Consider the following 20,910-nt stretch of genomic DNA (forward strand, 5'->3'; position numbering starts at 1 on the left):
AAGATGCTCGTACTGACGCGGATCAAGGCAGTCTGAATCTGCAGCAAACAGCATTCTTTGAAGCCGCCCGAAAATCGCTTCGTTTTCGTGCAGCAAAGAGGCGAGATTATGTAACGTTTAGCAGCCTTGGTCAAGGGTTACAGGAAAGATTTTTGGAAACATCAAAGGTGGCGTAAAGTGCGTTGGCCGTTTATCGCAGGACGGGCGGTAGCACACTCTGCTTAATAAGTATGGACACTGAGCCGGAGAAGCATCTCCGTGGCGTCGGCAAAAGAACTATATGCCTTTAGGTGACTTGGCATCGGCGACACAAATTCAGCATTACGCAACGCAGATGCCAGGAAACGAGCCAACAGTGTGGCCGAATATTGTGCCCTTTAGATAGCATTGCCGCCTGAAGTAATTGTCGCTCTGAAGCGACTATCTTTTGCCGCGCGACTCTATTGAGCAAATGTATTGTCCGGCCGACAAGGATCCCTAATTTGCGTTGCGTCGGCGCCAGTCATCAAGCGCGTCACGTAGTTCGTCGAGGTCGAGCACTCTTACAGTTGGTGGTGGGCGACGTACGAGAACAGCACTGCGTCCACCGACCCAGATCTCGGTCGAATCGGGAACCTCGGCGCGCAAATCGCCTAGCGACTCAAGTACATGCGCAGGCCGCACAGAAGCAGAAAAGGATAAAGCGATAATATCTGCCGACTGTACCTGCACAGCCTTCGCGATCTCCGTGATGGGAGTCTGCACGCCAAGGGAGACGCAGCTTGCGCCTTCAAGCGTTAATATCGCCTCTGACATTAGCAGACCTAATCCATGGGGTTCATTAGGCACGGTAGTTAGCAGGATTCGCGGCCGCATCGGCATGCCTGCGTGGATGGACGCTGCAGGAACAGAGGAAATTGCATTTCGCATAACCATCTGCACGCACTCGGTATATAGATGTTCTTCAAATACAGCGAGGTCGCCCTTGGCCCAGTGATCACCTACCATTGTGGTGAGCGGAGCGACGACATCGGTGACAAATCGATACATACCCATCCTGAGAAGTGATTGCGACAAGTCTCGACGCATCTCGTCCAAACGATGCGCCTTGCATAGTTTAATGAAATGCAGCAATTCTTCCGTTTCAGCATAGGCATCATCCGCAACGGCTTCAGCGCTGCCCTCCGGACGGACGATAGCCCGTAGCTCATCCATCTCGACGCCGACGATCTTCCCTGGCCGATGCCCCCGGTCCATAAGGATTTTGATCAGCCTTAATTTTTCGACCTGCTCCGGTGGATAGATGCGCTCGCCAAACTCATCACGCCCTGGGAAGGGGAAATCGTAGCGGCGCTCCCAAACGCGCAAGGTATCTTTGGACAGTCCAGTTTCCCGCTCGACTGCCGCGATGCTCAATCCATTTGGGGCAACCATAGTCATGTTTTTCAAAAAACTTCCTGAATACGCTGAACTTAAACAAAGATATTGCAAATTCAATTTTTGTCTAAGACAAAACGGAAATAGTGCGAACCTCGCATTATGTATCTTGTCTAGGTCAGCATGAGTGGAAAAGATCACTCTGTATTTAACCTCGGCGTAGAAATACTTGCCTTGCTTTTTTTCAACTCACTATAAAGGAGTTCATCATGGCTACAGCACAAGGTCATATTCAGGAAAGACGTCATATTTCAGATCGTCGCTCGGACGCTTCTCACACTCATGCAAAGCGTATGGGTGCGGTAGATTGGCTCGCAATGATTCTTCTTATAGTTGGCGGCGTTAACTGGGGATTGGTGGGTTTGTTCAATTTTGATTTGGTTGCGACATTGTTTGGGGAAATGAGCGCACTCTCAAGAATTGTCTATATTGTTGTTGGTTTGTGCGCGCTGTACTCGATTTATACCAGTAACAAGCTGTCGCGCCGATAGCCTTAGTAGATCGTACATTCTGTGTAGGCCCAGGCCGGTATGACCTTACCGGCTTTTTTCTGTCACTCCCCGCAGGAATTAGTGCGACGTGACCTTGGACAAATCAGTTCACAGAGCGTATTTAAGTAGAACGTTCTTTAGTATTGTCTAAGACAATATGGGATGTAACTTGCGCAATCTCAAAGTCGTAGACGTCTGGCTTTCTATCATTTGTGTACACGTCGAATCTACTCCGCAACGTCACTCTGCTGCCTTTATTTGCGGCTGCGGAGGCAGTGACGACTCCGACGCACCAGTAGCCGCAGCGACGATGGCAGAGCTTGTGCCAACCCTAGCGGACACCAGCTTAAGAGTAACCGTGTTTGCGCCGACCGATACGGCGTTTGCCACGGCACCGGCCGGCCTGACTACGCCGCAGCTCGCGACCGTGCTGACATACCATGTTTTAGGGTCGCAAGTGCTTGCCTCACAAATCCCTTTTGGTACTGCAGTCAATACGCTGGCTAATCAGGCAATTACCTTCAATGTAGGAACACCGCCTGCTATCACCGATACGACCCAAGCTGCGGCCATTAAAGATGATATCGGCTTTGGGATATTATCGACTCGCTAGAATGCAATCCGGTGTGTGATCCACATGTAGTCTCAAACTCAAGGCAGCGTCACCTTTTCCGTAGTGCCGTACGTTGGACGCGCAATGTCAGAGAATATCCTACGTGCATCGGTAACGGAATCACTGCCGAGCCGGCACGAAAGAATCTTGTGTTGCGCGTCCTTGATTAAAGAGGGTAGCGTGCTGGCGATCTCACTGCTTGAAACGATCTCGCCGGTAAGCTGAGCCAGCTTTCAACGAATTAGCAAAACAGGCACTGAGGACCTTGCAATGACCTTCGTCGCAACTGAACCCATGATCAGGTTCTTCAGCGCACCATGGCCGTGAGCGCCCATTACGACCATGTCAATCTGGTGACGCTCCGTATAGGCATGGATTTGCTCTGCTACTTCCCCGACCACATAACCGGCCTTAAAAGAAATGCCCTTGGAGCGCAACAGATCCTGGTGCGGCAACAAAACGGCTTCCGCCACTTCTCTATAGTAATTTTCCACTGCTGCGGTACCGAGTGCTGCTTTAGCACGTCCTTCGGGAATTGGCTCTTGCACATAAAGCACATGAAACTCAGGCAGCTCCTTGAACCAGTTGAATCTCGCAATCAGAAAGTCAACAGCCTTGGCTGTATAGATGGAACCGTCTACCGCGCTCAGTATTTTCATGATGATACTTGTATGTTACTTGATGTCTTATGCGGCTGAAGACGGGTTTTAGTCGTATCGAGAGCCTTTGTTGGGCGCAGTGTGTTCGAATGAAAAACAAAAGAAATTGATTGAAGTCAAATTTGCCCAAATCGTCCCGGATTCTCTGCAAGCGGCCCGTTAAGCGCTCAGAGCTTTCGGAATAAGTTGACTCTTCCAGTCGGGTTGACTTGCAAACCGTGACTGCGCATCATGCGTGGGCGATCAACTTCAGGCTGACACGACCAAACTTGTGCACTCCTGCTTGAGATTTGATACAACGCTTCACAGATCGATGACGAATACTTCGTAATATTCGATTGACGGCGGAATTTGTTTCCAAGAATATTGCGACATGCCATATCTTTCTCTGTTTCTTCCCGTTCTGTTTGTAGTAGCGCTGGCTTTTCTGCTCAAACATTTTTTGGCTTCGCTCGCTTGGGCTGGCCTGCTTGCTGTTATTACCTGGCCGGTCCATCAGATGCTGATCCGCCGTGGCGGGTCAAGGACAGGAAGTGCGGTGCTCATTCTCGCTGTGCTGATCATCAGCTTTGTGGCGCCCTCCGTCTTCCTGTTCAATACACTGAGCAATGAACTCTCGACGGTAGAACGGCTGGTTGGCCAACTGAATCAAACGGGCGTACCGGTGCCTGAGTGGCTTATGCGTCTCCCGATGATCGCGAAACCGGCCGTAAAGTGGTGGCAGGAGAATCTTGAGGTGCCCGGCGGGCTAAATACCCTGATACAAACGACGGCAGGTGACCTTGTCCCCCACCTCAGCAGTGCGCTAAGTACTTTGGGGCCAAGTATCCTTGCCAACGCCCTGTATCTGTTTCTTGCACTATTGACATTATTTATTCTCTACATAGAGGGGCCGGCGGTAGTCCGTTATGTCGATCACGCCGGTGAACGAATCACCCCTAAGTATTATGCTGTGGTGCGCCGCCTGTTTCCGCTTTCGGTTCGGGGAACCGCGCTCGGCCTTTGCTCCGTTGCGATCCTTGAAGGCGTCGTCCTCGGGGTCGCTTATGCTGTTGCGGGTGCTCCGGCACCAGTGCTGCTAGGTGTGATCACTGGTTACATGGCATTGATCCCGGGCGGGGCGCCGTTGTCCTTTACGGCGGTATCCCTGCTTTTGCTGGGTCAGGGTAATGCAGGCGCGGCACTGGGGCTCTTTTGCTGGGGTGCGTTTGAACTGTTTATGGTCGACAAATTTATTCGTCCCAAACTCATTGGGCAGCGCGTCGACCTGCCTTTCCTTGCTGTACTGTTCGGCTTGCTTGGCGGCGTCTCGACAATGGGTGTCCTCGGGCTGTTTATCGGTCCCTTCATGATGGCGGTTCTGTTCTGGTGGCTGCGTAACGGGAAGGATGACTCTGTGCAGGGTCCCTCCGTACCGTCGAAAAGCGATAAATTAGCCGCTTGATTTTTACTCTAGCACCCACAACCCGGCGTTAACAGTACCTTGGCTGCGTCGGGGCAGGAGCAATCAGCGCCAGGCTTTAAATCATGCTTGATGCGACCAAATTGGTTGCGAAAATTCAAACTTCCCTTCGAGTACGTATTTTCCTACGTTGAAAGACAGCGGATTCCGATGTTCCGCATTCATGCCCTTGGATATATTGCCTTCATCGAAGCAGCAATCTGGATTAAACATATCTATTCAAGGGGCAGAACATGAGTGATGAAGCAGACGTTGCAAACGACAAGATTGAGATGGACCGCATGGCAGCGATCGAAGCATGCCGTCGGCAACCGGGATTGCCGGCTAAAGGAGCTTGCTGGTTCTGCGACGAGGCATTACCGCCCATGAAAAAATTCTGCGACAGCGACTGCGCGGCAGACTATGAACTCGAACAGGCAGCGTGGGCCCGTGCCGGCCGCCCTCGTGGGCCGAGCGAAATGCACGCCGATTAAACAGAGCGGGCTGAATCAACTACTCAAGCGCGGGCCGGCCAATGCACTCACCCCATTAGCCGAGTGCCTGCGCAAAAGTCGGCGTAAATTGGTAGGCAAGCTGTGCATCTCTCACGCCGATAGACTGAAAGATATGGAAGCTGAGCCATTCGGTATCACCCGAGATGCATATTTCCGCTTCGAAAATCTCGCGCATGAGCATTACCGTGGTATTCCAGTTATCGCTCTCTACCGGCAAATAGCATAGACCTGATTTGTCCTGCGGCGCAGACACAATCGCATGCGCGACTAGCGTATTGAGCAACTCGACCGCTGCCTCGCTTAGTACTTCTTCGACCGCCCTATTTATCTGCATGGGAGATAGTATGCCTCGAACCAATGGAGGCATGCCAGTCCTTTTGCTCTTGAATGCGCAAGGAGTATCCGGCCACTTCATCGTTAGTTACTTCCTCTACAGATCAAAGCTTCCTGCTATCCGTCAAGACCCATGAATGCGCGCCGCGTAGACTTGAACTCATTTTTATTGGCCCCTCGTTTCCAGCATGACGCGGGCCATGCCTTATCAATGAGGAAAGGAAAGATTTGAAAAAGATCGCCATTGTCGGCGCCGGGTTTTCTGGCGCTGTTATCGCACACGAGCTTGCCAAGGCCGATTATCAACTTGAAGTGTTCGATTCCCGTCCGCATGTCGCAGGTAATTGTCATTCACAGCGCGACCCGGAGACGGGTGTCATGGTACACACCTATGGGCCGCACATTTTTCACACCAGTAATGAAAAAGTCTGGAACTATGTCCGCCAGTTCGACGAATTCATGCCCTATACCAATAGGGTCAAGGCTATTACAAAAGGGCGCGTGTTTTCGCTGCCGGTGAACCTGCTGACGATTAACCAGTTTTTCGGAAAAACATTCAACCCAAGGGAAGCAGAAGCGTTCCTGGCATCAATTGGCGATCAAAGCATCAGCGATCCGAAGACTTTTGAAGAACAGGCATTGCGATTTGTCGGTAAGGACTTATACGAAGCATTTTTCAAAGGATACACGACCAAACAATGGGGTATGCATCCTTCGGAACTTCCGGCCAGCATTCTGAAGCGGCTGCCGGTTCGGTTTAATTATGATGACAACTATTACGCCAGCAACTTCCAGGGAATGCCAAAGAACGGCTATACCTTCATTGTCGAAAAGATGCTAGATCATCCCGGCATTCAGCTCCATCTCGGCACCACGTTCGAACGTGAATCGGCCGGCGACTATGATCATGTTTTTTATAGCGGACCGATTGATACCTGGTTTGGATATAGTCAGGGAAGATTGGGATACCGAACGCTGGACTTCAAATCCGAAACCCACGATGGCGACTATCAAGGCAACGCGGTATTGAATTATTGCGACGAGGATGTGCCATGGACCCGGATCTCCGAGCATAAGCATTTTTCGCCCTGGGAATCGCATGAGAAAACCGTGATTTTCAAGGAATACAGTCGCTTCTGCGAAGAGAACGACATCCCTTATTATCCGATCCGACTGGTGAAGGACAAATCGCAGCTGAAGGAATACATCGAACTCGCACAGGCGGAACGCAATATTACGTTCGTGGGACGGCTGGGTACCTACCGTTATCTGGACATGCACATTACGATTGCAGAAGCGCTTGATGTCGCGGAGCAGTTCCTTGCGCGAGCAGGCGGTAGCGAGCCTATGCCATCGTTTACCGTCAACCCGCTGGGGTGAGCTGCGCTTGGCAGACGGTTGAGACAAGACCGATGCTGGCCCGCCAGACAAGCGACTTGTTCGCGCGGCTTGTCTGGCCGGTCTACTATTTGCGATTCAAAGATCTTCCGGCGGCATCTCCGTCATGGTGACGGTACTGCGAATGCTGTTACTGAACTCAGGTAATACCTGCGCCTCGCCTTGCAGTTCTGGCTTCCTGAAGGCATAGATGCGTGCATGCGTCTGCGCCGGCATGTCTCCGATGCCGTCGGAAAGCATGGCCGAAAGCGACGAAGGGTTCTCCAGACCGCTCTTTTGCCGTTGACGTCCCTGTAATGAAATCACCGGACACTTGTTCATGACTCTCTCCCCTTGTACAGAGATTGCAGTATAGAACCGGAGTGCTCCGGGGACTGTGACATTTTGTTTCGCACGCGATGTTGTTTCGTCCCTTAAGAAACAATCGATGCAGCGGTCTGTCATATCCATACAGAGACCTCTTGAGGATGCGATCGATGATGCCCGTTGAAAAACTTGAAGCGATATCAGCCAGCCTGAATCAATTGAAAAGTGACTTGAAGCGAGCGCTGAATGAAGGAGATCATCCCCTTGATGGCCACAGCGCGCTGGTTCGACAAGCAGAGGAATGCGAGTTCATGCTCCCCGAGAAGTTGACGACCGGGGCACTGGCCGAGGCAGTTGACCGCAAGCTTGCAAATGTCGCCGTCCTTCTTGAACGAGCACGGAGACACGAAAGTCTGCCAGAGGACGCACAGGCTGCGGCTGAGCAAGAGTACATGCTGTCTGATGAAGACTATGCGGCAAATGCCGGTCACCCGCTAGAGCACGGTAAAGAGCCTGGAGTGCCGCCGCAAAATTAAGCGATTCACTGTGCCAGCGGGAGGCGGATCCTTAGAATTCACTTCTGACTGGTCGCTCGAACCAGCATTTGTCGCTCTTCCGTTAATTGCATTTCTTCGGACAGCCGCCTCGGCTGAATCCGCGTACCCCCCGTAATGTCGTACAGCATGTCACGGATCCACCGATGCGCTGGATCACGTGCATAACGTTCATGCCACAGCATATCGACATGCACTGGCGGCAAATCAAAAGGCATCTCGCGGTCAATGACGAGATCGGTCAAGCCGATCGCTGCGATAAGGTGACGCGGTACGACGGCAAGCAAATCAGAATAGGCAACGACTTTGCCTACCGTGAAAAACTGATTGACGGTCAGCGCGATGTGGCGCTCGCGGCCGAATTGGTTAAGCACGTCATCCACTAGGCCATGTGCCTTGCCGGAAACGCTCATCAGGACATGCTCGGCACGACAATAGTCATCAATCGTAAAATCACTCTCTGCGAGAGGATGACCGCACCGCATAATGCAGACGTACGAACCGCTATATAAGCGCTGATGCAAGATCGCAGAAAATGCCCCCTGCCCGCCCGAAATCTGCGCGGCAATGCCAGGGAAATAACCGATGGCAAGATCGATCTCTCCTTGCAACAGGAGCGGCTTAGGATCACGTGTCAAGAGAGGGATCAGACGGATACAGAGATGAGGCGCGAGGCGCTTTATCTCGCGCATCAGCGATGGCAGGACAAGCGCCGCCGTAGAGTCCGCCATGGCAAAGCGGAAAGTCGCATGCATTTCCGACAGATCGAATGTTTGCGGCGTAATTGCTTCTTCGAGCGCGGTCAGGGCAAGCCGCACCGCGGGCCACAACTCTTCAGCGCGTGAGGTGGGCGTAACCCCGTGCGCATTCCGGACCAACAAGTCGTCACGCAGTGCTTCACGCAGCCGACGCAAGGCATTGGATACCGCCGGCTGTGTCATGGAGAGACGCATTGCGGCACGAGTGAGGTTCTGTTCACTCATGACAGCATCGAACACGCGAAGCAGGTTCAGATCCAGTGTCTGGAAGCTCATCGAAAGCTCGCTATAAGTTCGGATGTCGCGACGTTGCCCGGGAACGGATACGCCTGCCGGACAAAATAGCGTCGCTGTCATGAATATACTGCATCGACCGAGATGACGCGCAAGGCTCTACACGCTTGATGTGCGTAATAACAAATGACGTTCCTTTTGGAAAGTGCAGGCGTTTATTTTTGAGATTTTTCGGTTGATGCTCTATACGAAAGTACGATCCATGTGCCGCTGCCTTTATTGCAACGACGAGTTTTCTTGACACCGACGTTTGCTCGTCGACCCATCATCGTCACGCTTAGTCCTGGCGCATTTCTTCCTTTTCAAAATTCCGTCCGAAGGAAACATGAAGGTTTGGGACTGTGATGGTGAGTTCGATTCTTGCATTATGTGCGCACGTTTCTGCGTCGATCAATCCGAACTAACCGGCGCTTTACCTCTGCCATCCCGATGGAGCAGTGCACATGTTCACATTGGTGACGCACTATTAAGCCGTCAAGGTGTTGATTTCAACCAGGTGCAAGTGTATATATTTTCCATCTTAAGTCTTAATACCAACGGCACGCGGTTAGTTCGGATCCCTTGCAACCGCCAGTGATCCACGCCACAATGTGACTTTGGCCATGCATACTCTGATTGCCTTACGATGACACTGCCATTATTCCCTGCCGACGACCACGCGCTCCTCGAAGAGCGCCTGCGTGGACTGTTCAGGTCCTGGGTTGACTTTCGTGCTCTCTCTAACTCACGTGTCCGGACTGAGCGTCCGTTGAAGGAAGAGTCCGCGACCGTGTATCAAGAGATGTGGCATGCGTTTGCTGCGTTCTGTGCAGCGCGAAATCTTGATACGTCGACGATCAGCGCTGCGGATATCCAGACCTTCCTCATGCTGCGCGGGAGTGGGAATGACGATGAAAAGCCGCGTGTCAGCATCAAAGGAGAAGAACTGTCTCCACGTTATGCATGGCGCATGCTGACACTCATTGATCGAATCACTCGCTTCCATGCAGAGCGTGAGGGCGTACCGCCTAATCGCGCGGCGACCGAACTGCTGCAAAAAAATGAATACCGTTATGCCAACGCCAGCCATCGCGACCCACTGCCAGAATTCTGTACCGAGGCGCAGGCAAAACGCCTTATCGGTTATCTGACAGAGATCCGGCACACGGATTCCGCCGAAGGCCCACTACCGTGGAAAGAGGTACGGGATCGAACGGCGGTTGCACTGATGCTTGGCGCGGGACTGACTCCGGGCGATGTCCGTGCCATAACGCTCGACGGTATTACCATTGATGGCGGACGCAAAGCCGGGATTCCCTGGAAGCTTGCCCTGCCCGGCAACGGCAACGCCCCCGCACGTGAGACGCCGGTCGCAGAATGGGCTGGACGACAACTGGCGTTATGGATGTCGATACGGACGAAACAACGGATTCAAGGCGATCTGGTCTTTCCCTCCACGCTGGCTGGCAAACCTTGGTCGCATACGGGTTGCTACGAATGCTGCAAAGCGGTGTTGGCTGGCGCCGGCATGGAAGGTGACTCCGGCGGCGTATTCAAATTGCGGCACACGTTTGCCTTGAGGCAGCTTTCCAAAGGGAAGAGCGAGGTGGAAGTTGCGCGCTGGCTTGGACTGCTGGACATGAACGGCATGGCACGGTACCGCCGTGTCATGCCGCGTCCGGTAGACATTGTATAAAGCGCGTTGCCCCGACTGCACCGTCAATGCCTGGCGCCTTTTGTGGCGCAGCCAAGGGGAAGCGCTCCGGCAAGCGTCAGCTAAGCTCTATACGTCAACACACGTCAACACGCTTCGCGGATAGAGAGGGCTGAATTGAAAGCAGTCCGGTATTGATTTTTGCCTGATCGTTTGGCCTGGTACATCAGGCGATCGGCATTTGCCATCAGTTCTTCGACACTTGTAGCTTCCGGATCGGGATGGATACAGATGCCAATGCTGCTGCTGATGCGTAATTCAGCATGACCGGCAATACGCAGTGCCCCGATGGCTTGCAGGATTTTGTTGGCCAGCCATTCCGCATCTTCCGGGGCGACGAGATTATGTGCCAGGACAGCAAACTCATCGCCTCCTATGCGTCCGATATCGTCGGATGTGCGCAGCGACTGCCTCAAGCTGTGCGCGACCTGCTTCAGCACTTCATCGCCAGCATTATGTCCGGCGATATCATTGACCGCCTTGAAACCATCCAGGTCCAGCAACATGACTGCGCTGATCCTGCCGTCCGCATCGGTATTTTCCAGCATCTGGGCTAGCGATGCGTCGAAGCCGGCACGGTTTAGCACACCAGTGAGCGGGTCTGTCCTTGTTGCCGCTTCAAGTGCAATCGCACGCTGGTGCAACTCCTTCCGGCCCCGGGTGATTTGTTCGGATACCAGGGCCACTTGCCATGGAATGATCAGCGTTGCCAGCACGACTCCGAGGGAAACCAGGGGCACGCTGCTCCAGAATGGCGACAGCATGAAAGCCAGCGCCATCAATAGGCTGCCGAGCAACGATGCCACCTTCGCATAGTAAGTGCCGCCTATCAAACCACACCCCACAGATACACTGATCGGTCCCCACAGCACCGGCGCGATCATATCGCCTCCCATCAGGGTGGCAGCGGCAAGCACACTCTGGTCAACCAGGATAGAGATCGCCAGCCTGTGCTCGAGGCGCAACAGTGAGCGCTTTACCAGCCACACCCATACCAGCGAAAAGCACAGAAAGCCGAAGAACAGAATAAACAGTGCCGGCCTGACGTAGACATGCAAGGCGAAGTGCATGACTCCCAGGTAGAGCCCGAAGCCGGAAGCAATCGTCAGGCGAAAAAGTACCTGGCCGACTTCGATATCGAGAGAAGGCCTGGTCATACGTAACTGATTCGTACGGAACAGGGCGTTTATCACAATAGATTAGAGCGAGTGCTTTCTGTAGGTCGACTTACGGCTACCTCATGATAGACGCACTATGCAATTACTATATGGAAACAATTGTACGGATCTGTGTACGCTCCCGCTTCCCATAAACTAGGGGTGTTTGCGGTTTCTTTGAACATAGTTACATTCGCCAATGTGGTTATGTAAGGCAACATCGGACTTACCCGATATGCCTACCGCCCGTTGGGTTGCTTGAAGTTTGAATTTTGATGCTTCTTCCGCAGACGAGCCATGCGCCAGGAAAAAGGAGCCGCTTTCGCCTTGCATGGAGGTAAATACGCATTACCTTTAACAGCAGAGCACGATGTTACCGCGCGGAAAATTAACGGATAGATTACCGTTTTGATAGGTTGATCTAGATCAATTATTCGAGAGTTGAATCGAAAACATAGGCTAAATAACTATTTTATGGGAGAAACAAGTTTGCCGTAAAAGCTATACTCCGTCTAAGCGGAGAGACGGCATAAGCCTGTAGCGTCTTAAAAACAGACAATTTAAAAAATAAGATAGTCCGCTGCCCAGGGAGCTGCAAATGGAATATCTGACGTTGTGCAAGCAATATCTCAAAGCGATTAACGCTGGAAGCCTCCCCTTGGTATTATCGCTTTTCGAGTCGCCGGAAGCCATTGTGCGCTCACCCATCTATGGCCAGATGACGGCGGGGACCTATTACCGCATTTTGTTCTCCGATACGCGCGATGCCATTATCCGTATCAGGCATGTCTACGAAGCGCTTTCCGATACGCCTTCCATTGCTCTGCATTTCAGTTACACATGTATCACCGGCAATGGGCACACTGTTGAGTTTGACGGCGTTGATGTCTTTGAACTTACTGCGGATGAGACGCACTTTACAAAGTTGACCATCATCTACGATCCGACCCACATCGGGCTTACCCCGAGGCTGCCTCAACACCCTGGACGCATTGGTGCGGCGAATTTAGATTTGCCTGCCTACAATCTTGAACTGAAGTTCATTTAGTTGATGTAATGATCTCATCGGCGGGTCGGATCTCCGCCTGAACAGCCTTGCCCCTGAGTGCAATGAATATTGCATAGCGGCAGCGCCTTTGGACGAACCGCAAATGTGTCATCTTCCAGCAATGACATACCTCGGTGGTTAAGAGGCTGACCACCTATTTTCCTTGCGGCCCAGCCCTGTATCAGGTACTGTCCCCCTCACCTGTATTAACGTTGTTTGCACCGATGGAACCCCGGCGTAATATACAGGTCGACATCATTGCGCAATCCCAAGCCACACTGCTGGCCAATCAGGTAAAAAAGACAAAATCCACTTATTCGCGCCATGCTCAAAGGTAAATTCAGCTCATTTATCCTGGCACTTCCCGCCTCGGACCATGACAAATCGGGTGGCTCGCCTTCCAAAGCGAGCCCATCTCCGGTAGATCTGCCTGGTGCTGTCGGCGACCGCCTTGCGCAGGCCACAACACGTCGTGTGCTCGTTGTGGACGACAATGAAGATGCAGCGCAATCCACCGCAGAGTTGCTTCGACTGTTCGGGCATGAAGTTTTTATCGCCCACGAAGGCACCTCTGCGTTGGCCGAACGCGCGCGCCTGAAGCCGGACGTCGTACTGCTTGACATCAGTCTTCCTGACATCGATGGTTATGAAGTCGCACGGAGAATGCGCGGCGAAGCTGAACAGAACTCGATGGTACTGGTCGCTATGACTGGCTGGGGCAATGAAGAAGACAAGCAGCGGGCAAACGATGCGGGCTTTGACCAGCACTGGGTCAAACCGGTCAGCATCGACAAACTGAAAGATATTGCCGCACTCACGCACCAGCGTCCCTGAATTCCAGAACATCGGTCAACACGACAGTCGCAAGGCGCAGTGGGGGAGAAAAGTACAGGCTGCGCCATGCCATGTACCGCTGCGAGTGGATTAAAAAAGATTTCCAATTGATGCACTGGTAAAATCAGGCCACTTCTTCGTGTGCATCATGATCAAAATTTTTACTATCCGGCCACCATCATTTTCCCGACTGATCGCATCGCGCCGTGTCCGTATCGGCGTTGGATCTGTTGTCGCGCTTGTGCTGCTCTATACAGCAATCGGTTTTCTTGCGCTCCCTGTGATTATTCAGTCCCAACTCACGAAGGCCATCCAGGAAAAGCTTGGTCGATCAGCGGTGGTGGAGACAGTCAAGGTCAATCCCTTTGCGCTGACCGTCGCCCTGTCGGGGCTCAGGGTGATGGAGGCAAATGGCAAAGATGTTTTTGCCAGCATCGATTCCATCAACCTCGATCTTTCGGCGGAATCCTTGATTCGTCTGGCGCCGGTCATCGAATACCTGCAAGTTTCGACACCTTTGGTTCATGTAATACGTACCGAGGCAAATCACTATAATTTTGATGATATTGTCAGCGCGCTGGCACAGCAGCCCGCATCTGAAGAGCCCGCTCGCTTTTCCGTGAACAATATCCGTGTTGAACGAGGAGGGATTGTATTTATCGACCGCCCCGCCAAGGCAAAGCATGTCGTTGCAGACCTGGAATTGGGCGTACCGTTCATTTCATCGCTTCCGTCACAGGTCCAGATCTTTGTCGAACCGCTATTAAGCGCAAAAGTCAACGACACTCCTATTCTTATCCAGGGAAAGGCGCGACCTTTCGCCAAACCACGCGACGCGATCGTCGAACTTACGCTCAATGACCTGGACTTGACGCGCTTTATCGATTACCTGCCGGCGAAGCTCCGGATCAAGGTACCGAGTGCCAGACTCGCCCTGAACATGAGCGCGAGCTTCGTGCAGCCGGAAGACAAACCGGCAGCGCTGGTACTGAATGGCAGCACCACGCTCAAATCCTTACAGCTCAACGAACTAAGCGGAAAACCCGTGCTGAAGCTGGCGGAAATGAAAGTGGATTTACGAGATGCGAGCGTACTGGGCAATCGGTTCGACATCGCTCGAATCGCTGTCCATGGCCTGCAGGCAGCAGCGGAACGCAGCGCAAACGGTCAGGCTAGCTGGGAGCGCTGGCTTCCCTCCGTTGCGCCCGTTGCCACCACGAGACCGTCCGGCGCCACCACATCGAACGCAAGCCCTTACATCGTTGTCGGAGAAGTCGACGTGCAGAATGCCTCGCTGCACTATGCAGATGCACTGCCGTCGCGACCCGTGCAGGCAGAGGTAGAAGAGTTTGGCCTGTCATTGCGCAAGGTGGCCGTCGATACCGGCAAAAAAACTGTTTCCATCGCGGAGGTTCGTTCGGACAGCGGTAACTTCCTTCTGCGACAAGACAAGCGAAGTGACAAGTCGGTAACCGCGACGGCACCGGCCGCGCAAGAAATGACTGCCTCGGCAAAGCCGCCTGTACCACCAGCAAAACAAACTGACAATGCAAACGATCAGTACGTCGTGACCGTTGGTCGCGTCGGCATCGACAACTGGTCGGCTCGCCTGGAAGATCGGGACCATGCGGAGCCGGCGGTCACGACCATCGCGCCGCTCAGTGTCGCGATGCAGGACATATCGACTGCAGCGAACGCCGCACCGACGCAAATCAACGTCAAGGCGGGCGTCAACAAGAGCGGGCAATTGGCAGTGAACGGCAAGCTTGCACTGGCACCATTCAGCAGCGAGTTGTCCATCAATATGAAAGGTGTTGACATTCTGCCTGTGCAGCCTTACGTCACGGATAGCATTAACCTTCGCCTGACACGTGCGAGCCTGACAACGACAGGGCAATTGCGCCTCGCCACAGGCAAGGACGGTGCGGTCGAAGGTGGTTATCAGGGAGATGTCACGATAGGTAACCTGGCAACCGTCGACAAACTTAGCGGAAACGATTTCCTGCGCTGGAAATCGCTTTTCGTCGGCGGCATGAATGTGCGGTTCGCACCGTTTGCATTGAAGGCAGACCAGGTTGCACTCAGTGACTTTTTTGCCCGCGTGATCATCGATCCGAGCGGCCGCATCAATTTACAGGACATTGCACGCGGCCCTGCCGATGCGCAGCGCAGTCTTACGGAATCTGGAAAGGAAACCACGTCCGTCGCCAAAAAATCGACACCTGTCCCGGACCAGAAGACGTCGCCTGCCGCCCCACTGCCCATAGAGGTTCGCAAGCTCACCCTGCAGGGTGGCCGCGTACGCTTTACGGACAACTTCATCAAGCCCAACTACACCGCCACGCTTGCCAGTCTTGGCGGCACCGTAACGGATCTGTCGGCTGCCAACGCTGCAGGCGCAAACATCGATTTGCATGGTGAAGTCAACAATGCACCTCTCGCAATCACTGGCCGCGTGAATCCCTTGCGCGGCGACTTGTTCCTGGATCTTCAAGCCAATGTGCGCGGCATGGAACTGGCTCCCTTATCCGCCTATGCGGGACGCTATGTCGGCTATGGCATAGAGAAGGGCAAACTGTCGTTTGATGTAGCGTATCGGGTGGAGGCACGCAAGCTCACGGCCCGGAATCGACTGGTCCTTGATCAGCTTACATTCGGTGACAAGGTGGATAGCCCTTCCGCAACCAAGCTGCCCGTGCAGTTTGCCGTTGCCTTGCTGCGTGACCGCAACGGTGTTATTGATGTCAATCTTCCGGTGGGAGGTTCGCTCGATGATCCACAGTTTTCCATCGGCGCGCTGCTCGCCAGGGTGATCGGCAACGTGATTCTCAAGGCAGTGAGTCAGCCGTTTGCGCTACTCGGTGCAGCGTTTGGCGGCGGCGAGCAACTGTCTTCGATGGAATTTGAACCGGGACGGGCAAGCATCTCCGCGACCGCCGAAGAAAAACTCAAAGCCCTTGCCAAAGCGCTCACCGAACGCCCTGGCCTGAAGCTGGACATTGCGGGACGAGTCGATCCGGAATCCGACAAGGATGGTCTCAAGCGCGCCTACGTCGAGCGCAAGGTGCGTAGCGTGAAGACGCGCGACCTTGCTGCCCGTGGCGTAACGCCAGAACCTGGCAGGGCGACAGTCCAGCCAGACGAATACCGCGACTTGCTGACAAGGGCATATCGCGACGAAAAATTCCCCAAGCCGCGCAATGTCATCGGCTTACCCAAGTCACTTTCTGTTGAAGAAATGGAACAATTGATGATGGCGAATGCCGAAATCAATGAAGACGACTTCCTCGCATTGGGTAACCAGCGCGCGCAGGCTGCCAAGGCTTGGCTACAGCGCAATGGCAACATACCAGAAGAACGGCTGTTTATTCTTGCTTCCAGGATAGGGAACAGCGACGGTAAGGGCGGGCGTGTTAGCTTTTCATTAAGATAAAAAGTCACAGGGTGTTGCAAGAAACATTTTGTAACTATCTTTACCCGTTAACTATGGTTATGTACATGCCAATGCGATGTAATGAAGCCATCAACCAAGGAGATGGACCATGAATAAAGCATTTGGCGTTACGGGATTGATCGCAGGCGTGGCCCTGTTGCTGTCTTCTGGCGCTGCGCTGGCGCGCGTCGATGTAGGCATCAATATCGACGTACCCGGTCCGTACGTGCGGCCGGCGCCGATCTATGTTGAACCCCAACCAGTCTACGTACAGCCGCGCCCGGTGTACGTACAACCGCGCCCGGTCTATGTACAGCCGCAGCCCGTGTACGTACAGCCGCGCCCGATCGTCATCGAGCAGCGCGGTTACCATCACGGCTGGCAACATCGGCACGGTCATGGGGGACATGACCGGGATCACGATGGCGTACCGAATCGCTACGATCGCCGCCCCAATAACCCTTACCGTTACTGAAATTGCTGAAATCCGACGGCATGATGTAGAGGTCGATCGCATCGATCTCTGATATGGGTCACCATCTTCTGCAGTCGGCCGGCGCATCCTACTCCCTCGCTACTTAAAGCGGGGGTCGGGCTGTCACGCATCCAAGGTTTGCATTGGCAGGCATTCCCCTGCGCAAATGGAGGGAAGTGTGCCCGATTTGAAGCGCCGCATTTCGGTTGTTGTCCTCACGTACAACCGTAAAGTCGAAGTGTGCCATACCCTGCGCCGCATGCTTGCCTTGCCGCAAGCCATCGACATCATCGTCGTCGACAACGCCTCCACCGACGGCACACGGGATCTGATCCATTCTGAATTTCCGCAGGTTCGCTTCGTTTGCTTGCCGCGTAATGTCGGTGCTGCCGCACGGAACGTCGGGGTCGAGATGGCAAACACGCCTTACATTGCCTTCTGCGATGACGATTCGTGGTGGGCTGCCGGGTCGCTTGAGCGCGCAGTCCATATCCTTGATGCCCATCCACGTGTTGCAGCCTTGTGCGCGCGTATCCTGCTCGGGCCGCAAGAAGCCGAGGACCCTGTTTGCCAAGTGCTGGCAAACAGCCCGTTACCTTCCGCCGGTTTGCCGGGACGCGCCCTGCTTGGCTTCATTGCCTGCGCGACGGTGGTGCGCCGTGCGGCGTATCTCCAGGCGGGTGGTTATGAGCAGCGCTTCTTTGTCGGTGGCGAAGAAGAACTGCTGAGCATCGATCTTGTGAGCAACGGCTGGAGCGTCGTGTATGCGCCAGAGCTGACCATTCATCACTATCCCTCCCCACAACGCGACAACCCCGGCCGGCAGAAAATCGTCTTGCGCAATACGCTTTGGGTCAGTTGGTTGCGGCTGCCCTTCGCGAGCGCACTGAGGCAGACTTGGGCAACGTGCCGCTCGGCGCGCGACATTCGCACCCTGGCAGCCGCTCTTCTGGAAGCCTTGCGTGAGTTACCCTGGGTATGGCGGGAACGCCGGGTTATTTCTCCCCAGGTGCATCAGATGTACCGTGTCCTGCGGGATTGAAGGAAGATACAAGGACCGACGCTTCTGCTCTGTATAAACGCACCTTTGAAACGCACCTTTGCCAAGTCCTGCGTCGGCTCAATGCGCGACGGCACGCTGCCGGAACAAAGTTACGCGGCGTCTACTCATAACGGGATCAAGGCATGTGAAATCGTCAACATGCGGCAAGCGTTAGCAGAGGAATCCTTCATGCGCACCCCAGATCGTTTCAATAAAGAGCAGCTCCTCCATGGCGCGCTGCAGTTCGCGGTAGCTGCCTTCTCGCTGTGGCAAGCCCGGCGCCGCACGCAACAGCGCCAGCAGGCGCGACAGATACAACAACGGCAACCAGTGCAGCATGCGTTTACCGCTGCCACATTCGACGGTCGGCAGTTGCAGCCGCGGGTCGATGCGGACCGTGCACAGCAGGCGGATGCCCTTCAGCATGATGCGCAACAGCTAAAGGCTAAACAGAAAATGGATGAAGGCGAAAAGCTGCGGCATGAATCCAAGCCGAAAGCCTTGTTCCACATCGCAATATCTGCAGCCAAAGAGTGGTCCGCGCATCGCGCAGCCAGCAAAGGTGCTGCGCTTGCTCTCTATACCTTGTTCTCGCTGGCGCCGATGCTACTGCTGGTGGTAACCATTGCCGGCTTCTTCTTCGGCGAAGATACGGTGCGCGCGCTGCTGATCGAACAACTCTCCGGCTTGATGGGAGAACAGGGCGCCGATGCCGTAAAAACCATTCTGGGCGGTACCAAACAGGATTCCGGCGGACTCATGGCCGGCATTATTTCCGTCGCCCTGGTGCTCATCAGTGCGACCAGTGCATTTGCCGAACTCAAGGATAGCCTAGACGAGTTGTGGGAAGTGCCGCCGTCAAAAGCGTCAGGACTGTGGGCATTTATTCGTGAACGCGTTCTTTCGTTTGGCTTGATCCTGGTGCTGGTCCTCATGCTGATGACGACGCTGGCGGTCAGCACCGCACTGGCCGCCATGGAAGGCGTTTTTGGCGGCGGCAGTACCGGCACAGCATTGAAAGCCATCACGCTGGTCGTCACGCACCTGGTATCGTTCGCCGTCGTGACTGGTCTGTTCGCAACGATTTTCAAATACCTGCCCGGCGTCAAGATCGCATGGAAGGACGTGTTCATCGGCTCGGTGATCACCGCCGCCCTGTTCACCCTCGGCAAATTTGCGATTGGCCTTTACGTGGCGAATGCCGACATCAGTTCATCCTATGGCGCGGCCGGCTCGGTGGTTGTGTTGATTACGTGGATCTACTACTCGGCCCAAATTTTTTTCTATGGTTCACTGTTCACGCACGAGTATGCGATGAAGCTCGGCAGCCGTGCGCAATTGCGCGACAGTGCAGCGCCGGCGGATCATGCGTCCACTGAACAACAACAAACGCAACAACAATCGCAAGCCGGCCTCATTCCTTCGAAGTGACGAAGTAGAAGCGCTTGACGTCCTTCACATAGCGCTGCGTTTCCAGAAAGGGAGGTACGCCGTTGTACTTGCGCACATTGCCGGGGCCCGAATTGTAGGCTGCAAGCACTTCGTCGAAGGTCGCATGGTTTTGCATCAGGTACTTGAGGTAGGCAGTGCCCGCATTGATGTTGGTTTGCGGGTCATACAGGTTGCTGCCGTCCGCAACACCGACAAATCTCGCGGCACCCGACGTTACCTGCATCAGGCCGCGCGCCTGCCGATGCGAAGTGGCCAAAGGGTTGTAGCCGGATTCTTTTTGAATCACGGCATGGATCAATCCGGACGGCACGCCATGCCGGCTCGAGGCTGACAACACCAGGCGATGGTAAGGCTTGTCTTCGCACGCGCGGCAAACGGTATTCGCCAGAATCTCCTGGATCGTCGCGCTGTAATCGTGAAGTCCTCCAGACGGCGGCGGCACGCGTGCATTCTGGTGACCGCGTCCAGGTACATGGCGTTTATGATCCAGTCCGAAGGTGCTCCATTCGGCAAGAATATGCCGGACGGTGATCGTGTGGATCGGAGTCTTTGCCTGCTCTCCCTCGGCGGGCGCCGCCGCTTGATCAGGCGTCATCCCGGCGCACCCTGCAAGGAGGCCGCACACAACCATCGTCGCGTAAACACGACGACCCCCATCATGAAGCGGGCCACAAGGTGCCGGCGCAACAGACGAGCCTGCTCCGCGTCGAAAACGCATTTGTACTGGAGACATGGTTCCTCGCAAGTCGAATCAATGCGTGTCGTCTATGCGACACAATGGTTAGCGCATTGGCCAACGGCCGGGCAGCGGTGACAGCACGAGGCATACATCAGGCCGCGATGAACGAGCGTGCGGGAGAGATCACAGTTCGTGGCGAACTGCCATTCCCTACCGTTCAAGGCGTGCAGCCCTGCTGTCATGGGCGTTGCGCCGTTAGACCAGTAGCTTTGCGTCCCCGTCTTTCAACGGGTTTGCCGATATCGAATAAAACTGAATG

21 protein-coding genes and 1 riboswitch are annotated in these 20,910 nt (G+C 54.2%); of the genes, 13 read left to right on the plus strand and 8 right to left on the minus strand.

What is annotated here, in order from left to right; all coding sequences use genetic code 11:
* Nucleotides 1-477 precede the first annotated feature (477 nt).
* Nucleotides 478-1,476: a MerR family transcriptional regulator gene (locus ASE07_RS07415; protein WP_235548378.1), complete on the minus strand. Its 999-nt coding sequence runs from the start codon at nt 1,474-1,476 to the stop codon at nt 478-480.
* Nucleotides 1,477-1,625: 149 nt separating this feature from the next.
* On the opposite strand from ASE07_RS07415, the gene ASE07_RS07420 reads away from it, so the two are divergent.
* Complete coding sequence (locus ASE07_RS07420) at nt 1,626-1,907, plus strand: DUF378 domain-containing protein (protein WP_082583999.1); 282 nt, start codon at nt 1,626-1,628, stop codon at nt 1,905-1,907.
* Nucleotides 1,908-2,076: 169 nt separating this feature from the next.
* Entirely contained in the window at nt 2,077-2,520 is a 444-nt protein-coding gene (locus tag ASE07_RS07425; protein WP_235548379.1) for a fasciclin domain-containing protein, read from the plus strand.
* A 233-nt stretch (nt 2,521-2,753) separates the two neighbouring features.
* Here the strand turns inward: ASE07_RS07425 and ASE07_RS07430 are convergent, their stop codons facing one another.
* A complete protein-coding gene (locus ASE07_RS07430) occupies nt 2,754-3,179 on the minus strand; it encodes a universal stress protein (RefSeq protein ID WP_057290189.1) in 426 nt (141 codons plus the stop codon).
* Between the two features lie 373 nt (nt 3,180-3,552).
* Between ASE07_RS07430 and ASE07_RS07435 the strand changes: the two genes are divergently transcribed.
* A complete protein-coding gene (locus ASE07_RS07435) occupies nt 3,553-4,623 on the plus strand; it encodes an AI-2E family transporter (protein ID WP_057290190.1) in 1,071 nt (356 codons plus the stop codon).
* Nucleotides 4,624-4,874: 251 nt separating this feature from the next.
* Nucleotides 4,875-5,114, plus strand: coding sequence for a hypothetical protein (locus ASE07_RS07440; RefSeq protein ID WP_057290191.1), 240 nt, complete (start codon nt 4,875-4,877; stop codon nt 5,112-5,114).
* A 55-nt stretch (nt 5,115-5,169) separates the two neighbouring features.
* On the opposite strand, the gene ASE07_RS07445 is transcribed toward ASE07_RS07440, so the two are convergent.
* On the minus strand, nt 5,170-5,469 hold the full coding sequence (locus tag ASE07_RS07445) for a hypothetical protein (RefSeq protein WP_057290192.1): 300 nt from the start codon (nt 5,467-5,469) through the stop codon (nt 5,170-5,172).
* A gap of 227 nt (nt 5,470-5,696) precedes the next feature.
* Here ASE07_RS07445 and glf point away from each other — a divergent pair, with 227 nt between their 5' ends.
* Complete coding sequence (gene glf, locus ASE07_RS07450) at nt 5,697-6,848, plus strand: UDP-galactopyranose mutase (RefSeq protein ID WP_057290193.1); 1,152 nt, start codon at nt 5,697-5,699, stop codon at nt 6,846-6,848.
* Nucleotides 6,849-6,944: 96 nt separating this feature from the next.
* Here glf and ASE07_RS07455 read toward each other — a convergent pair whose 3' ends face one another.
* Nucleotides 6,945-7,187 (minus strand): hypothetical protein, encoded by a 243-nt coding sequence (locus ASE07_RS07455; protein WP_057290194.1) that lies wholly within the window; start codon nt 7,185-7,187, stop codon nt 6,945-6,947.
* Nucleotides 7,188-7,342: 155 nt separating this feature from the next.
* On the opposite strand from ASE07_RS07455, the gene ASE07_RS07460 reads away from it, so the two are divergent.
* Nucleotides 7,343-7,708, plus strand: a complete 366-nt coding sequence (locus ASE07_RS07460) for a hypothetical protein (protein WP_057290195.1) — start codon at nt 7,343-7,345, stop codon at nt 7,706-7,708.
* A 38-nt stretch (nt 7,709-7,746) separates the two neighbouring features.
* On the opposite strand, the gene ASE07_RS07465 is transcribed toward ASE07_RS07460, so the two are convergent.
* Nucleotides 7,747-8,760, minus strand: a complete 1,014-nt coding sequence (locus ASE07_RS07465) for a LysR family transcriptional regulator (protein WP_057290272.1) — start codon at nt 8,758-8,760, stop codon at nt 7,747-7,749.
* Between the two features lie 643 nt (nt 8,761-9,403).
* Here ASE07_RS07465 and ASE07_RS07470 point away from each other — a divergent pair.
* The gene (locus tag ASE07_RS07470; protein ID WP_082584001.1) at nt 9,404-10,453 is read left to right on the plus strand and encodes a tyrosine-type recombinase/integrase; all 1,050 of its coding nucleotides are present in this window, start codon (nt 9,404-9,406) and stop codon (nt 10,451-10,453) included.
* 104 nt (nt 10,454-10,557) lie between these two features.
* On the opposite strand, the gene ASE07_RS07475 is transcribed toward ASE07_RS07470, so the two are convergent.
* On the minus strand, nt 10,558-11,628 hold the full coding sequence (locus ASE07_RS07475) for a GGDEF domain-containing protein (RefSeq protein ID WP_057290197.1): 1,071 nt from the start codon (nt 11,626-11,628) through the stop codon (nt 10,558-10,560).
* Between the two features lie 598 nt (nt 11,629-12,226).
* Between ASE07_RS07475 and ASE07_RS07480 the strand changes: the two genes are divergently transcribed.
* The 5 genes from ASE07_RS07480 (at nt 12,227) to ASE07_RS07500 (ending at nt 18,460) form a co-directional block, all read left to right on the plus strand.
* Nucleotides 12,227-12,676, plus strand: coding sequence for a nuclear transport factor 2 family protein (locus ASE07_RS07480; protein WP_057290198.1), 450 nt, complete (start codon nt 12,227-12,229; stop codon nt 12,674-12,676).
* A 324-nt stretch (nt 12,677-13,000) separates the two neighbouring features.
* On the plus strand, nt 13,001-13,510 hold the full coding sequence (locus ASE07_RS07485) for a response regulator (RefSeq protein ID WP_057290199.1): 510 nt from the start codon (nt 13,001-13,003) through the stop codon (nt 13,508-13,510).
* A gap of 148 nt (nt 13,511-13,658) precedes the next feature.
* Nucleotides 13,659-16,943 carry a DUF748 domain-containing protein gene (locus ASE07_RS07490; RefSeq protein ID WP_057290200.1) on the plus strand — a complete coding sequence of 1,095 codons (3,285 nt, stop codon included), beginning with the start codon at nt 13,659-13,661 and terminating at the stop codon, nt 16,941-16,943.
* A gap of 109 nt (nt 16,944-17,052) precedes the next feature.
* On the plus strand, nt 17,053-17,418 hold the full coding sequence (locus ASE07_RS07495; protein ID WP_057290201.1) for a hypothetical protein: 366 nt from the start codon (nt 17,053-17,055) through the stop codon (nt 17,416-17,418).
* 178 nt (nt 17,419-17,596) lie between these two features.
* On the plus strand, nt 17,597-18,460 hold the full coding sequence (locus ASE07_RS07500; RefSeq protein WP_235548380.1) for a glycosyltransferase family 2 protein: 864 nt from the start codon (nt 17,597-17,599) through the stop codon (nt 18,458-18,460).
* 171 nt (nt 18,461-18,631) lie between these two features.
* On the opposite strand, the gene ASE07_RS07505 is transcribed toward ASE07_RS07500, so the two are convergent.
* A complete protein-coding gene (locus ASE07_RS07505) occupies nt 18,632-18,886 on the minus strand; it encodes a hypothetical protein (protein WP_057290203.1) in 255 nt (84 codons plus the stop codon).
* Between the two features lie 30 nt (nt 18,887-18,916).
* Between ASE07_RS07505 and ASE07_RS07510 the strand changes: the two genes are divergently transcribed.
* Nucleotides 18,917-19,891 (plus strand): YihY/virulence factor BrkB family protein, encoded by a 975-nt coding sequence (locus ASE07_RS07510; protein WP_057290204.1) that lies wholly within the window; start codon nt 18,917-18,919, stop codon nt 19,889-19,891.
* On the opposite strand, the gene ASE07_RS07515 is transcribed toward ASE07_RS07510, so the two are convergent.
* The gene (locus ASE07_RS07515) at nt 19,875-20,507 is read right to left on the minus strand and encodes a lytic transglycosylase domain-containing protein (RefSeq protein ID WP_057290205.1); all 633 of its coding nucleotides are present in this window, start codon (nt 20,505-20,507) and stop codon (nt 19,875-19,877) included. The genes ASE07_RS07510 and ASE07_RS07515 overlap by 17 nt on opposite strands.
* Nucleotides 20,508-20,813: 306 nt before the next feature.
* Nucleotides 20,814-20,899, minus strand: a riboswitch (cyclic di-GMP riboswitch).
* Between the last annotated feature and the right edge of the window lie 11 nt (nt 20,900-20,910).

It is taken from the genome of Noviherbaspirillum sp. Root189, from assembly GCF_001428545.1.
Lineage (GTDB): Bacteria > Pseudomonadota > Gammaproteobacteria > Burkholderiales > Burkholderiaceae_D > Noviherbaspirillum.